Source organism: Phormidesmis priestleyi BC1401 (genome assembly GCF_001650195.1).
Lineage (GTDB): Bacteria > Cyanobacteriota > Cyanobacteriia > Leptolyngbyales > Leptolyngbyaceae > Phormidesmis_A > Phormidesmis_A priestleyi_B.
The window spans coordinates 40,831-54,935 of the sequence record NZ_LXYR01000006.1; the positions used below are offsets into that span (position 1 = coordinate 40,831).

The following is a 14,105-nucleotide window of genomic DNA, read 5'->3' on the forward strand; positions in this document are numbered from 1 at the left end:
TTTTATGTTGCAACCGATTATCACGATCGAGAACGTCAGTCATTATTTTGGGGCAGGGCGACTCCGCAAGCAGATCTTGTTTGACGTAACCACGATCGTTGAGCCTGGAGAAGTCGTCATCATGACAGGTCCGTCTGGCTCAGGCAAAACCACACTGCTGACGCTGATTGGGGCGCTGCGATCCACTCAAGAAGGCAGCCTCAAAGTCTTGGGTCAAGAGCTGCGGGGAGGCTCAGAAAGCAAATTAGTCGAACTGCGGCGCAACATCGGCTATATCTTTCAGGCACACAATTTGCTCAACTCGCTGCGGGCTTGGCAAAACGTGCAGATGTCGATCGAGCTACACTCTGATATTCCTGCTAGCGAGTCACGCGATCGCGCCGAGGCAATGCTTGAAGCCGTTGGACTTGCAGATTGGGCAACCCAATATCCGAATGAGCTATCGGGCGGACAAAAACAGCGCGTCGCGATCGCCCGCGCTTTGGTCTGTAACCCCAAACTCGTTTTAGCCGACGAACCGACTGCCGCCCTTGACAAAAAATCGGGGCGCGATGTGGTCGAAATTATGCATGATTTAGCAAAAAAACAGGGTTCTGCGATCGTGCTCGTCACCCACGACAACCGAATTTTAGATCTCGCCGATCGCATCATTCACATGGAGGATGGTCGTCTGTCGTCTTTGGATGCGTCTGCATAATCAAAAACAAATCAGGGTCTTCTCGGTCGAGAAGACCCTGATTTGTAAAAGCACGAGAGGCAAATCGGAACCAAAAACCAGGTCAGAGCCACTTTCTAGACCGTTTTGGCATCGATAGCCCGTGCGAAGCGTGAAAATCTTCTTGAACGCGCTGAGTCAGACGACGGGAGACTTGGCGCACCACTTGGCGAAGGACTCGATCGCCCGTTCTCTGGATGATCGGCTCAGGCAACGCCTGAATGAACCGCGGAAACTGAATCGTTACCGTCAAGTCTAGCTGCCACTGAACTTGAGTCATCTTGTCCGAGGCAGATCCCGTCTTGGTTGCGGGGTGAGTTCCTTCTACTAGCTCTAGCGCCGCCCGAAAATCGACCTCATAGCTAGGCGTTGAGTAACCCGGAACAGGAACGGTTTCGATGCGATAAACACCATCATTTTGGGGTAAAAGATCTAAGCCAACTTTAGGTTCTACCTCATACCCAAAGGCACCAAAACTGCCAACAGTCAGCGCATAGCTGTTGCGCCCGATCGAGTCTACCTGCATTGGGTGGGCACAGCGATGAAACCAGTCAGAGTGCGCGTCTAGATAGCTAGAAACGGTAGGCAAATCAGCATACATATCCATGCTGTCTACAAAGTGGCTGCAAAACTGGGTTGGCTCAGTCACACTTTGAGTTGCGTCTAGGGAGGTCGAGTTGAGATCTGACAGGTGGGGCAGTCGTGTGTGGGCGGTTTGAATAAATTGATGGTCGGTCGGTTGGGACTGCATGCACACTTCTCTTGCGTTAGTTGCCTTATGTCTATTTACAAAGTTCCCTGAGATATTCAATCCTTCACGACAAACGAGCATCTCCCCTGAAAATTTACAGAATCTAAATCTTCTGGTTAAAACATACGGTTATCTCGGATACCTATTCTGACCAACATTAAGAGTTTTTTCAGTTGCCAAATTACAAATTCAGTAGTTTCTACAAGTCCTCTCAGTAGATTACAGATTCGTTAACCGTCCATACAGCAACATTGCGTAATGTATCCTAGAATCCATATCAAGCACAAGGGATGATCGAAGTCACACATTCATTTCTCAGCGAATTTAACAATCGTCCTCTAGAGTCTTACCTTTACCAGATGTCAAGATAGCGAGAAAGTTGCTAAAGATCCAGTAGCAAACGTTACTAAATTATAGAGAAAGTTTTCATGAAAGCATTTGTCGCAGGGGCAACCGGAGAAACAGGACGAAGAATCGTTCAACAGCTAGTCGATCGAGGCATTCCTGTTCGAGCGTTTGTGCGAGATATTCAAGCTGCACAAACGACGCTGCCGACGGGCATTGAGTTGGTGACAGGCGATCTGATGAACGTCGAGAGTTTAAAGATGGCGATTGGAGACAGCACAGTGCTGTTTTCTGCCACGGGTGCCCGTCCTAGCTTTGATCCCACAGGTCCTTATAAAGTGGACTATGAAGGAACCAAAAATCTTGTCGATGCCTCCAAAGCGACGGGAATTGAGCAGTTTGTGATGGTGTCTTCTTTGTGTACCTCAAAGTTTTTCCATCCCCTCAATTTGTTTTGGCTAATTTTGGTGTGGAAAAAGCAGGGTGAAGACTATCTTCGGAACAGCGGATTGACTTACACGATCGTGCGTCCTGGTGGTCTAAAGAATGAAGATAATGCTGACTCGATCGTCATGTCGTCTCAAGACACGCTCTCTGAGGGCAGCATTCCCCGCACCAAGGTGGCACAGGTTTGTGTAGAAGCCGTCTTTCAGCCCAGTGCGCGCAACAAAATTGTAGAAATTGTCGCGACACCCGATGCAGCAGAGAAGCCGCTTGAGGCACTGTTTGCAGCAGTGGCTTAGAGATTTAGAACCCAGTGCCAGCCTCCGATCGTTAAATCAAAAACCGATCGAGGGCTGCTTTCAATTCTTCAATTTCATTTTCGATATTGCCTTCTTTGGCAGCACGAGCGATGCACTGAGTCAGGTGTTCGTCGAGAATCATCCGAGCTACGCGATCGAGCGCACCTCGAACCGCCGCAATCTGCACCAGCACATCAGGACACGGACGATCGCTCTGCACCATTGTCTTGATGCCTCGGATGTGCCCCTCAATCCGAGAAAGGCGATTCACGACTTTACGCTGTGACTCCTCAGTGTGAACGTGGGGATGAACAGAAGAGCCATGATCGTGAGGATGATCAGCGTCAGAGTGGCTGTCTAGCTCTGGAGTGCGGGGACGATCGGAAGTTGTCATAACAAGTCGCCTCTGAAGCGGTTTTCTAAGGGTATTTACGATCTTAGACTACAGACTGGGGTTTCCAGAAGAACTGGTTTGTTAACCACACGGATTCGGCGGAAATTGGCAAAATAGACTTAACTGTGGTTAACAGAACGATCGTGGTGATGGCGCGATCGTTCCTCAGCTTGATCGAACGTTATGAGTTGATGCTATGCAATTTCACAAGTCTCCTAAATTTCTTCGTCGAGCGATTGCAGCGGTGCTGTCAATTTTTTTGATCGGGGTGACGATCGCTTATCCTCTCCCGTCTCAAGCTGCTCCTCTATTAGGATTAGCCAATCCTCCTCAGACCACAGAAGCCGCCGTGCCGCCTAAAGCGATTCAGCAAGGCAGCTTTGTTGCAGAGGCAGTCAAACTGATGGGAACCGCTGTCGTTCGCATTGACACAGAACGGACGGTGACTCGACGAGCGACTGTTGATCCCATCTATGAAGATCCGACCTTTCGGCGCTTTTTTGGAGACGAGGCAATTCCTCAAGCTCCCAGAGAAGAACGACTGCGGGGTCAAGGGTCGGGCTTTTTGATCGATCAGAGTGGGGTGATTTTGACCAACTCTCACGTCATCAACGGTGCTGATAAAGTGACCGTAACGCTCAAAGACGGGCGCACCTTTGAAGGCAAGGTGCGAGGCTTTGATGAAGTGACCGATCTCGCAGTCGTCAAAATCGACGGCACTAATCTGCCCGTTGCGCCTCTGGCTGACTCGGATCAAGTGCAGGTAGGCGACTGGGCGATCGCGGTGGGCAATCCGCTCGGTTTAGACAACACCGTGACATTGGGGATCGTCAGCACCTTGAAGCGATCGAGCGCTCAGGTTGGCATTCCTGACAAACGGATTGACTTTATTCAAACCGATGCCGCAATCAATCCTGGAAATTCTGGGGGACCGTTGTTGAACGATCGAGGCGAAGTGATCGGGATCAATACCGCTATTCGAGCAGACGCGATGGGGATTGGGTTTGCGATTCCGATTAACAAAGCAAAATCTATCAAAGATCAACTGGCACGAGGCGAAACGATTCCGCATCCCTATCTGGGTGTGCAGATGACAACGCTGACTCCAGAAATTGCCCAGCAAAACAACAGCGATCCCAATTCGGCGTTTGTAGTGCCCGAAGTGAATGGGGTGATTGTGATTCGGGTGTTGCCCAACACGCCTGCGGCGGTGGCGGGTCTGCGGCGCGGCGATGTGATTACTCAGATCGATGGGCAAGCGGTCACAAAGGCTGAACAACTTCAAGGGGTTGTCGAAAATAGTCGGTTGGGGCAGACGCTCAAAGTTCAACTGCGACGGGGCGATCAAACTCAGCAGCTTTCGGTGAAGACGGCTGAGTTGAAGAATGCTGGCTAGGGAATTTTGAGGCAAATTCTCAAGAAGGTCATACCAATTTTATTTCTGAACGCGGCAGATGGTGGGTCACGGCGAAAGCGGTGAGACGTTCCACCAAAACGGCTCTACAGCATCGGGTAAATTCGTTGTTCAATTTGGTATGACTTTAGAAAACTCGAAACTTTTGCACTAGGTTAACCCTTTTAGATTTGATAGGGTTTTATGATACTGGCTTGTGTCGATGTAGATTCAGATGTTTCTGACCTGCTGAGGTGCAGAAGGTTTTTTGCTTTCAGTTGTTTAGGCGCAGCGATCGAGGATTAAATGGGTGGATTAAAGGGACGGGATTTGTTGACGCTAGCAGACCTCAGCGCAGAGGAGATCGCAGCCCTGCTTGACCTGGCGGCACAAATGAAAGCCGGGAAGGTGAACTCGATCGCGACTGTCAACGGTCACGTTCCGGTGCTGGGGCTGCTGTTTTATAAAGCGTCTACCCGCACCCGCGTTAGCTTTACGGTGGCGATGGCTCAACTGGGCGGGCAGGTGATCGATCTGGCAGTCAGTTCTACTCAGGTGGGTCGGGGTGAACCGATTACGGATACGGCACGGGTGCTCGATCGCTATGTCGATATTTTGGCGATTCGCACGTTTGATCAGCAAGACCTCGAAACCTTTGCTCAATATGCAGACATTCCAATCATCAATGCCTTGACTGATTTAGAGCATCCCTGTCAAATTCTGGCGGATTTGCAGACGGTTCAAGAGACGTTTGGCAAACTTTCAGGTCTGACGCTGACCTATTTAGGAGATGGCAATAATATTGCTCATTCTCTGTTGTTGGGGTGTGCGCTCGTCGGCATAAATATTCGCATTGCATCACCAACCGACTATCAGCCTAGCGAGGCGATCGTGCAGCAAGCCAAAACGATCGCCGCCGGACGCTCTGAGGTGATTTTGACGAATGACGCGATCGCGGCTGCCAAAGGTGCCCAGGTTCTCTACACCGACGTGTGGGCAAGCATGGGGCAAGAAGACCTCGCCGATGCTCGGATTCCGATCTTTCAGCCTTATCAGGTGAATGAAACACTGATGAACTATGCCGACAAAGACGCGATCGTGCTGCACTGTCTCCCGGCGCATCGAGGCGAAGAGATCACGGATGGCGTGATGGAGGGTGCTCAATCTAAAATTTGGGATCAGGCAGAAAACCGGATGCACGCTCAAAAAGCTCTGATGGCAAGCCTATTAGGACTGGTTTAATGAAGTATCGGTCGATCGGGCTTCGGAGCCAGAACCTACGGACAACGCTAGCAGAGAATTTTATTTCACACTAGTCTCCTAGCCCTTATATTTCTTCTCAACAAGCGTTTCAATAGAGCGATTAGATTAACTAACCATGCTGCACTCTCATCTCGATGCTGACAACAACAGCCACAAATCTTTTGAACTGCCGGGGGCGCGTCCTCACTATGTGCCCGATCGTCCGGGGCAAGTTGAGCATATTTTTCTCGATTTAACGCTTGATGTCCCTAATCAGAGCTACAAAGGAACGTGCGTGACGAGGTTGAATCCAATTCGCGACGGCATTGATCGCTTGACGCTTGATGGTGTCAATCTCGATATTCAGTCCGTTAAAGTTGCAAATGTCGAGCAACCCTTTGACTATGACGGCGAACAGCTTCACATTCGTCTCAAGCAGCCGACGAAAATCGGATCTGTGATTGAACTGGCGATCGCCTACCAGGTCGAAAAACCGCAGCGAGGCATTTATTTCGTCGCGCCTGACAAACACTATCCCGCTAAACCTATCCAGGTTTGGACTCAAGGCGAAGACGAAGATTCTCGCTTCTGGTTTCCCTGTTTTGACTATCCAGGGCAGCTTGCCACCTCTGAGATCCGGGTCAATGTGCCGCAGCCGCTGATGGCGATCTCAAATGGTGAACTGATTGGCACCGAAACGAAGGGCGATCGTAAAGTCTATCACTGGCTGCAAAAGCAGGTTCACCCCAGCTATTTGGTGACGTTGGCGATCGGCGACTTTGCCGAATTAAAAGATGAGTGGCAAGGCAAGCCCGTCACCTATTACGTTGAGAAAGGGCGTGAGGAGCAAGCTCGTCTCAGCATGGGCAAAACGCCCCGAATGATTGAGTTTTTTAGCCAAAAATATGGCTATCCCTATCCGTATCCTAAATATGCTCAAGTCTGCGTCGATGACTTCATCTTCGGCGGTATGGAGAACACCTCAACGACGCTGTTGACCGATCGCTGTTTGCTCGATGAACGAGCCGCGATCGACAACCGCAGCACCGAATCTCTAGTCGCTCACGAATTGGCGCATCAATGGTTTGGCGATTTAGTGGTGATCAAGCACTGGTCACACGCCTGGATTAAAGAAGGCATGGCATCGTACGCAGAAGTGCTGTGGTTTGAGCAAGAATATGGCTTGGACGATGCCGCTTATTACCTGTTGGGTGAAGCTCGCAGCTATTTAGATGAAGATGCGTCTCGCTATCGTCGCCCCCTCGTGACTCACGTTTATCGAGAAGCGATCGAGCTTTACGATCGCCACATTTACGAGAAGGGAGCCTGCGTCTATCACATGATTCGGGCTGAGTTGGGTGACGATTTGTTTTGGAAATCGATCGCGACGTTTCTGGTTGACAATGCCCATAAAACGGTCGAAACGGTGGATTTGCTGAGAGCGATTGAAAAATCCACCGGACGCAATCTGATGTTCTTATTCGATCAATATGTTTATCGAGGCGGACATCCTGACTATAAAGTGGCGTATGCGTGGGACGGAGACAGCAATCTCGCTAAAGTTACCGTCACTCAAACTCAAGTCGGCGAGACCAATCCAAAAGAATTGTTTGATTTGAAGATTCCGATCGGCTTTGGCTTCGCAGACAGTGGAGTGAAATCATTTACGGTTCGGGTTCACGATCGGGAGCAAAGTTTCTACTTCCCGCTTGAACAAAAACCGGATTTTGTCAGTTTCGATGTTGGCAATCATCATCTCAAAACCGTGGTGTTGGAGTACCCAATGCCAGAACTCAAAGCCCAACTTCAGCACGATCCCGATCCGATTTCTCGCCTCTATGCTGTGGAATCGATCGCCAAAAAGGGCGGACTAGAAGCCGTCAAAACCTTATCTGAAGCGCTGCAAAAAGACGGTTTTTGGGCGGTCAGGGCTGAAATCTGCCGAAATCTAGCCAGCGTCAAGCTCGATCAAGCGATCGCAGGTGTCCTACTGGGACTCAAAGATCCAGAAGCGCGAGTGCGACGAGCCACGGTTGAAGCCTTGGCACACGTCAAAACCCCTGAAAGCTATGAAGCGCTCAAGTATGTGGTTGAAAAAGGCGATGCCAGCTATTACGTCGAAGCGTCTGCTCTGCGAAGCTTGGGCAAAGTCGCGACATCTGGATCGGGCGATTCCAACGAGGAAGAAGTGCTGAAGCTGCTGAAAAGCGTTCTCAAAGAGCGGCAGGGCTGGAACGAAGTCGTGCGATCGGGCGCGATCGGTGCTCTCAGTCACTTAAAAACGTCTGAATCTGCCTTAAATCTGATATTGGAAACCACGACGATCGGAGTTTCACAACCGCTTCGTCTGGCAGCAATTCGTGCGCTTGGAGCCATCTCTAGCGGACAAACCAACGTCAACTTAGAGCGGATTTTAGAGCGATTGCAGGAACTGTCGAGAGAAACATTCTTTTTGACTCAGGTGGCAGTTGTCATTGCCTTGGGACAGATGGAAACGACGAAAGCGATCGGCATTCTGCAATCACTCGCTGATCAAACCCCCGATGGACGAGTGCGCCGCATTGCAGAAGAATCAGTTCAGACCGTGCAGAAGAGGGTGGGTTCTGACAAAGCAGTCAAGCAACTGCGCGAGGAAGTTGATCAGCTTAAAAAAGATAATCAGGAGCTAAAAAGCCGTCTAGAAAGTTTGGAGGCGAAGGCTTGACCCCTTTGTCACGTCAGCTTCATAGATCTATGTTCTTTAGGATACAACTTGTACCTAACGCTACATAAGCAATATTCTATGTCTGATAAATTCACAGTTCAGTATGTCTTCAGATATAGGTGTGAGGCTGATGTTTAGCAAGTCCAAAATTTGGAAGTCTCTGTTGCTGTCTCCGATCGCGTGGGCAGTTTTCTACAGTGCCAATTCTCAGGTCAGTCGAGCAGAATCGGCTCCAAAACCCCTTAAACTCGCTGTTGCTGATTCTCTAACCGTTTCAACCCTCGCAAAGCCTGATTTAAAAAGCCTCGAACCTTCTTCTAAAACCCTTGCTGCCAATCCTTTAGCCCCGTTGGCGGTTGAGAAGCCAAATGAGATCGCGTCGCAGTCTCCGGTCAACACCGTCACAGACTCAACTGTCAGCCTGGATGCAGTCAACGGAGTCGCTGATCTAAATGCCCCTGAAACCGAGGCTGACCAAGCTTTATCGCAAGTCACGTCGGTGTCTCAATTAACAGACGTTAGACCGACAGATTGGGCATTTCAGGCGCTTCAATCTCTGGTCGAGCGCTATGGCTGCATTGTGGGCTATCCTGACAAGACCTATCGCGGCAACCGAGCGCTGACTCGCTATGAATTTGCGGCAGGGCTGAACGCGTGTCTCGATCGCGTCAACGAGTTAATCGCCGCTTCCACCGCAGATCTCGTCAAAAAAGAAGACCTGGCAACGCTGCAAAAGCTGCAAGAAGAGTTTGCGGTTGAATTAGCCACCTTGCGCGGTCGGGTCGATGCCCTCGAAGCGCGAACCACCACCCTTGAAAAACAGCAGTTCTCAACGACCACCAAGCTATTTGGCAACGTCTGGATCAACGTTACGGGCGCAACTGCTGGCAAAGGAGTCAAGTTTGAAGGTCCGCCTGGCAGCGAAGGGAATGCCCTCGGACGGTTCTTTGCAACCCGCGACCTCGCCGGACGACCGACCGTCCTGACGGCTCAAGATCCCAGCATCACCACGAGCTTTCTGACCTGGTTGACTCTCTCAACGTCCTTCAGTGGCAAAGACCAGTTGGTGACGCAGTTGGCGGCTGGAAATGGCATTTCTCCCTATAACCAATATGCGTCGGCTGGCTTTTTTAATGCGTCGGGCGTTCCCTTCTTTGACCAAACAGGCGGTGTCAACAACGGGGTTCCTGATGTGGTGATTCACGACCTCTTCTACACATTTCCGCTCAATGACGCGGTAAAAATCACAGTCGGTCCTCGCATTAACTGGTATCGTCACTTTGACGCTAACCGCTTCAACTTTGTCTTCAACTCAGGTGCCAGTTTTGACACCTCAAACAGCACTCAATCCAACTCGATCGATCGCGGATCAGGTGCTGTCGTTGAAGTGACTCTCAGCAAGCAGTTCCGCCTGGTAGTTGGCTATCTGGGCGAGAATACTGAATTCTTACCCTCACAGTTTGGCTACAACACGTCGAGCAACCCGCAGTTTGGGTTATTTGGCGGCACCAACACTGCCTCAGCCGAACTCACCTTCTCGCCCACGAGCAACATTAACCTGCGTTTGCAGTACAACCGCACTCGCATTCAGGCATACGGTGGGCAGGTCGGGGGCGCGATCGGAGAACCGATTCCCTATGGATATTTAGATGCAGGTCCTGGCTTCTCAAATGGCGTAGTAGGCGGCGGTCTGAAATATGCCACAGCCGATATGTTTGGGATTAACGCTGATTGGATGCTCACCCCAGGGTTTGGTGTGTTTGGGCGCTACAGTTTCGCCAATACAAGGCTAAACCCGATCGACCAAACAGTCAGAACTCAATCGTTCCAGGTCGGGGTCGGTTTCCCTGACTTCGGCAAGAAAGGCGCACTGGGCACCCTGACGTTCTTGATGCCCATGGATATCACCAAAGGGCGCACCTATTTTGCATCTGGAGGGGGCGATGGCGGCACCCAATATGAGCTAGAAGCCTCTTACTTCTATCCGCTCAGTCAGAACATTGCATTGGTGCCTACGTTCTACGCCATCTTTAACGCCAACAACTTCGACAGCAATCCTACTGTTTTTGTAGGCAGCTTACGGACGCAGTTTAATTTCTAACTGAGTCGGCTAGGCGACAACTGCTCAATGATCTCGTCAGTTTTTCCAGTCATGTGGGTGGCGAATCGTTGGGCGATCGGCGGCACGATCGCGAGTGGGTTGCTAAATCCTGAAAAGAGGTGAATGCCTTCAACTGAGGGAATGGCACCCACAAGCGGGAGGCTGTCACGACTAAAGGCAATGGTGCAATGGTGCCAGGTGCCAGGGAGACTTCCAAGGGCGGGTAAGACGATGCTGATTTTGGCTCGCAGGTCGGCTTCGCTTTGAATAGGGTCGATCGTCGCGTTGGGATCGGTCAGAGTGCGACTCGTTTGCCCGATCCGGATTCTGCCATCTAAAAACTGAACGGCTCCGGCATCTAAAATCGCAGGCGCAGGTTCATGTCCCGGTTCGTTCCACAGGTCTGCAACTACAGGCTGAGTCGCGGCAGATTCTAGCTGAAACCGCTCTGCTTCGGCTGGCATGACTAAAGTGCTCAACTTCAAATCGACAGGCGGCGTTTCGATAATCTCAGCATGGGTGAAGTATTGCTTGACCCAAATCCCAGATTCTTGCAGCAGTTGGCGGGTGATTCCCCCAGCACAAATAGCAATGTTAGCGGCGTGTAAGGTGCCGATCGCCGTAGTTACTCCCGCGATCCGACTGGCACTTGCTTTCACAAACCCGGTCACCTGAGCGATTTTGAGGTCACCTCCCAAGCGCTGCATGGCTCGACAATATGCCTGAGTCGTCAGTTCTGCATCAATGTGACCGTGCCGAACCGTGAGTGCCCCCGCGATCGCTGTCGGATTCAACAACGGTTCTAACTCACACGCTTCTCTAACACTCAGCAAGCGAGGTGGAGTTGCAAAACTGGTATAGCGCTGTGCCAAAGTTTGCGGATCGCTGTGCGCGGCGATCGTCAGCAGCAAATCTAGTTCTCGAAACTGCGTGTCTGCGTCTAACTCGTCTGACAGAATGCGGTGGCGATCGATGCCCTCTGCGCAGAGTTGACGGGTTAGCTCAGTTGTGCCCGACCAGTAAGCAATGCCGCCATAGCTATAGCGGGTGGCTCCCTTTAAGGAGTCGTGCTGCTCTAACAGCAAGGTTGAAAAGCCTTGTTTTGCCAGTTCGTAAGCAAGTGCAGCCCCTGTGATTCCAGCCCCGATCACAATCCAGTCATACGTTGTCATAAGAGTTCAAGACTTGAGACTATGGGCAGTCTAAAGGATGAATGGAGCGATCGACGGTCGATCGCTAACATTTTTTTAAAAGAGGGCTGTCTCACACAAGTCACTTCCTCTAACCGTGATTTATAATACAAAATCACCCTAAAGAGGGATGCTTCAATCGAATTCTGGAACCCGACTGACATAATTCGTATACTTTACGTTTACAAGCAACTCAGTTTAAGGAGAAACCCTTGAGTCATCAACCCCTTTCATCGCTATCGCGTCGTCAAGTGATTCGAGGCTTATTAGCGGCGGGTGCCTTTGGCGCAACATCGCGACTTTGGACGGGCTGCACCCCTGCTAAACCTACGGCTAACAGTGGCGGTGCTTCTCCGGCTGCTTCGTCAGCCTCGGCAAAAGAATTAGTCATGGGCTTCATCTATGTTGGACCCAAAGATGATTTTGGCTATAACCAGGCTCACTTTCAAGGAAAGGAGGGGCTGGCAAAAGTTGCGGGTGTGAAAACGATCGACCAGGCAAGCGTTCCTGAAACCACTGAGGTGCAGGAAGTGATGCGGAACATGATCGAGCAAGACAAAGCAAATGTCTTGTTTCCAACCTCGTTTGGTTATTTTGACCCCCATGTGCTCAAAGTTGCGGCTGAATATCCAGAGGTGCAGTTCTTCCACTGTGGCGGTATGTATATTGAAGGCAAGCATCCTAAGAATGTCGGCAGCTATTTCGGCTATATCGACGAGATGCAATACATTTCGGGAATTGTTGCCGCCCACACCAGCAAGACAGGCAAGTTAGGATTTGTCGCCGCAAAACCAATTCCACAAGTTCTGCGAAATATTAACAGCTTCACGCTGGGCGCACGCAGCATAAAACCCACCATCACCACGCAAGTCGTCTTCACGGGTGATTGGTCAGTTCCGGTGAAAGAAGCAGAAGCCACTAACAGCATGGTCGATCAGGGAATTGATGTGATTACGTGCCACGTAGATAGCCCCAAAGTCGTGATCGAAACGGCAGAACGGCGAGGCGTTTACACAGGTGGCTACCACGCAGACCAGATTTCGCTGGCTCCAAAAGGCTATTTAACCGGGGCAGAGTGGGATTGGACAAGCGTTTACACCAACTATGCCAAGATGATTCAAGAAGGCAAGACTCTAATGAATGGGGGAATTCCTCATCTTCTGCGCGGGGGGCTAAGGGATGGTTTTGTCAAGCTATCTGCCTATGGTCCTGCGGTTAGTGAGGCAGCGAAGAAAGATGCAGAAGCCGCAAAAGCTCAACTCATGGCTGGCACTTTAACGATCTATAAAGGCGAACTGAAGGACAACGCAGGCAAGGTGTTGCTGGCACCTGGAAAGGAATATGCTCAAAAAGCTGGCGAACTTGAGGCGATGAATTGGCTGGTAGACGGAGTGATTGGTAAAACCGCCTAGACGAGATTTTGGGTTTTGGATTTGTAGAGGTTGCGGTTTTATAAGGGTCAAACAACTCTAGAATTATTGAACCAAAATTTGCACTTGGTTTTCTCAATTAACAGTCAATCCAAAATCCAAGATCGCTAAGGAGTTCCACTCACGATGACCCTTCCTCACACGGGTTTCGGCACACTATTGCAGACGCACGATCGCTTCATTTCAGTCATCCGACTCGCTTGGTTTAAGCGATCGTTCCTTTTCAAGTCATCTCTAGCCGCGTTAGTCGCGATCGCGCTTACGATGGCGCAACCCTCTCGTGCTCTGCAAGCCAAGATTACGCCTGCATCTCCTCAGTTGGGTGACACGCTCTCTGTTATGGTTCAGTCGAGCAGCAATCCCACGGTGACGATGGGCGCTAAAACCTACTCGACGTTTGATCAGGGGAACAATCAGTTTCGGGCACTCTTGCCGACTACTCCGCTCGATCGTCCGGGTAAGCTGCCGCTGCGAGTCAACGACGGGCAAACCGTGCAAGAACTAACGGTGAACTTAAAGCCGCGATCGTTCCCGACTCAGAGCATCTGGCTGCCTCCGGGCAAAGGGGATAACGGAACTGATTTGGAGTTCGATCGGGTTGATGCCTTTAAGCAAATTGTCAGCCCCCAAAAGTTTTGGCAAGGAAAATTACTGCGTCCGAATGCAGGTGAAATCACGACAGGCTACGGCGTGCGGCGCTACTACAACGGCGAGTTTGCCAAAGATTATTATCATCGTGGTGTCGATTATGCTGGGAACTACGGTTCTGCGGTGATCGCTCCGGCGGCTGGGCGGGTTGCTCTAATTGGTCGTGAGTCAGAGGGATTCAAGATTCACGGCAACTGCATTGGGATCGATCACGGACAGGGAGTGTCGAGCATTTTTCTCCATCTCAGCCGCATTAACGTCAAAGAGGGAGAGATGGTCAAAGCGGGGCAACCGATCGGTGCTCTAGGGGGCACTGGTGCAGCAACTGGACCTCACCTACACTGGGGCTTATATGTGCAGGGACTGGCAGTTGATCCGACTCCTTGGAGATACGACGGTTTTCAATAGTCAGCAAACGGGATTGACGGTAAGAGGCGCTTCGGCTTTGC

Annotated in this window: 11 protein-coding genes; 8 read left to right on the forward strand and 3 right to left on the reverse strand. The window is 50.8% G+C overall.

Features of this window, described 5'->3' with window-relative positions:
* Positions 1-4: 4 nt before the first annotated feature.
* Positions 5-697, forward strand: coding sequence for a DevA family ABC transporter ATP-binding protein (locus A8707_RS05140; RefSeq protein ID WP_068815729.1), 693 nt, complete (start codon positions 5-7; stop codon positions 695-697).
* 82 nt (positions 698-779) lie between these two features.
* Here A8707_RS05140 and A8707_RS05145 read toward each other — a convergent pair whose 3' ends face one another.
* The gene (locus A8707_RS05145; RefSeq protein WP_068815730.1) at positions 780-1,466 is read right to left on the reverse strand and encodes a DUF1997 domain-containing protein; all 687 of its coding nucleotides are present in this window, start codon (positions 1,464-1,466) and stop codon (positions 780-782) included.
* 428 nt (positions 1,467-1,894) lie between these two features.
* On the opposite strand from A8707_RS05145, the gene A8707_RS05150 reads away from it, so the two are divergent.
* Positions 1,895-2,554 carry an NAD(P)H-binding protein gene (locus A8707_RS05150; protein WP_068815731.1) on the forward strand — a complete coding sequence of 220 codons (660 nt, stop codon included), beginning with the start codon at positions 1,895-1,897 and terminating at the stop codon, positions 2,552-2,554.
* A gap of 31 nt (positions 2,555-2,585) precedes the next feature.
* Here A8707_RS05150 and A8707_RS05155 read toward each other — a convergent pair whose 3' ends face one another.
* Positions 2,586-2,948: a metal-sensing transcriptional repressor gene (locus tag A8707_RS05155; RefSeq protein WP_068815732.1), complete on the reverse strand. Its 363-nt coding sequence runs from the start codon at positions 2,946-2,948 to the stop codon at positions 2,586-2,588.
* Between the two features lie 196 nt (positions 2,949-3,144).
* Here A8707_RS05155 and A8707_RS05160 point away from each other — a divergent pair, with 196 nt between their 5' ends.
* From A8707_RS05160 to A8707_RS05175, 4 genes are all read left to right on the forward strand, one after another.
* Positions 3,145-4,344, forward strand: a complete 1,200-nt coding sequence (locus A8707_RS05160; protein WP_068815733.1) for an HhoA/HhoB/HtrA family serine endopeptidase — start codon at positions 3,145-3,147, stop codon at positions 4,342-4,344.
* Positions 4,345-4,647: 303 nt separating this feature from the next.
* A complete protein-coding gene (gene argF / locus A8707_RS05165) occupies positions 4,648-5,583 on the forward strand; it encodes an ornithine carbamoyltransferase (RefSeq protein WP_068815734.1) in 936 nt (311 codons plus the stop codon).
* Between the two features lie 136 nt (positions 5,584-5,719).
* Positions 5,720-8,287 (forward strand): M1 family metallopeptidase, encoded by a 2,568-nt coding sequence (locus A8707_RS05170; RefSeq protein ID WP_068815735.1) that lies wholly within the window; start codon positions 5,720-5,722, stop codon positions 8,285-8,287.
* Between the two features lie 103 nt (positions 8,288-8,390).
* Positions 8,391-10,388 (forward strand): iron uptake porin, encoded by a 1,998-nt coding sequence (locus A8707_RS05175; protein WP_231947943.1) that lies wholly within the window; start codon positions 8,391-8,393, stop codon positions 10,386-10,388.
* Here the strand turns inward: A8707_RS05175 and A8707_RS05180 are convergent.
* Positions 10,385-11,560: an NAD(P)/FAD-dependent oxidoreductase gene (locus A8707_RS05180; protein WP_068815736.1), complete on the reverse strand. Its 1,176-nt coding sequence runs from the start codon at positions 11,558-11,560 to the stop codon at positions 10,385-10,387. The two genes, A8707_RS05175 and A8707_RS05180, sit on opposite strands and share 4 nt — an antisense overlap.
* A gap of 230 nt (positions 11,561-11,790) precedes the next feature.
* Here A8707_RS05180 and A8707_RS05185 point away from each other — a divergent pair, with 230 nt between their 5' ends.
* Together A8707_RS05185 and A8707_RS05190 are read left to right on the forward strand one after the other, a co-directional pair.
* Entirely contained in the window at positions 11,791-12,990 is a 1,200-nt protein-coding gene (locus A8707_RS05185) for a BMP family ABC transporter substrate-binding protein (RefSeq protein ID WP_068815737.1), read from the forward strand.
* Positions 12,991-13,134: 144 nt separating this feature from the next.
* Entirely contained in the window at positions 13,135-14,064 is a 930-nt protein-coding gene (locus A8707_RS05190) for a M23 family metallopeptidase (RefSeq protein ID WP_082906236.1), read from the forward strand.
* Positions 14,065-14,105 lie beyond the last annotated feature (41 nt).

Excerpts from the sequence above, each read along its gene's own strand:
- A8707_RS05180 (WP_068815736.1), bottom strand. The coding sequence starts at position 11,560 with ATGACAACGTATGACTGGATTGTGATCGGGGCTGGAATCACAGGGGCT.
- A8707_RS05145 (WP_068815730.1), bottom strand. The coding sequence starts at position 1,466 with ATGCAGTCCCAACCGACCGACCATCAATTTATTCAAACCGCCCACACA.
- A8707_RS05140 (WP_068815729.1), top strand. The coding sequence starts at position 5 with ATGTTGCAACCGATTATCACGATCGAGAACGTCAGTCATTATTTTGGG.
- A8707_RS05155 (WP_068815732.1), bottom strand. The coding sequence starts at position 2,948 with ATGACAACTTCCGATCGTCCCCGCACTCCAGAGCTAGACAGCCACTCT.
- A8707_RS05175 (WP_231947943.1), top strand. The coding sequence starts at position 8,391 with ATGTCTTCAGATATAGGTGTGAGGCTGATGTTTAGCAAGTCCAAAATT.
- A8707_RS05190 (WP_082906236.1), top strand. The coding sequence starts at position 13,135 with ATGACCCTTCCTCACACGGGTTTCGGCACACTATTGCAGACGCACGAT.
- argF (WP_068815734.1), top strand. The coding sequence starts at position 4,648 with ATGGGTGGATTAAAGGGACGGGATTTGTTGACGCTAGCAGACCTCAGC.
- A8707_RS05160 (WP_068815733.1), top strand. The coding sequence starts at position 3,145 with ATGCAATTTCACAAGTCTCCTAAATTTCTTCGTCGAGCGATTGCAGCG.
- A8707_RS05170 (WP_068815735.1), top strand. The coding sequence starts at position 5,720 with ATGCTGCACTCTCATCTCGATGCTGACAACAACAGCCACAAATCTTTT.
- A8707_RS05150 (WP_068815731.1), top strand. The coding sequence starts at position 1,895 with ATGAAAGCATTTGTCGCAGGGGCAACCGGAGAAACAGGACGAAGAATC.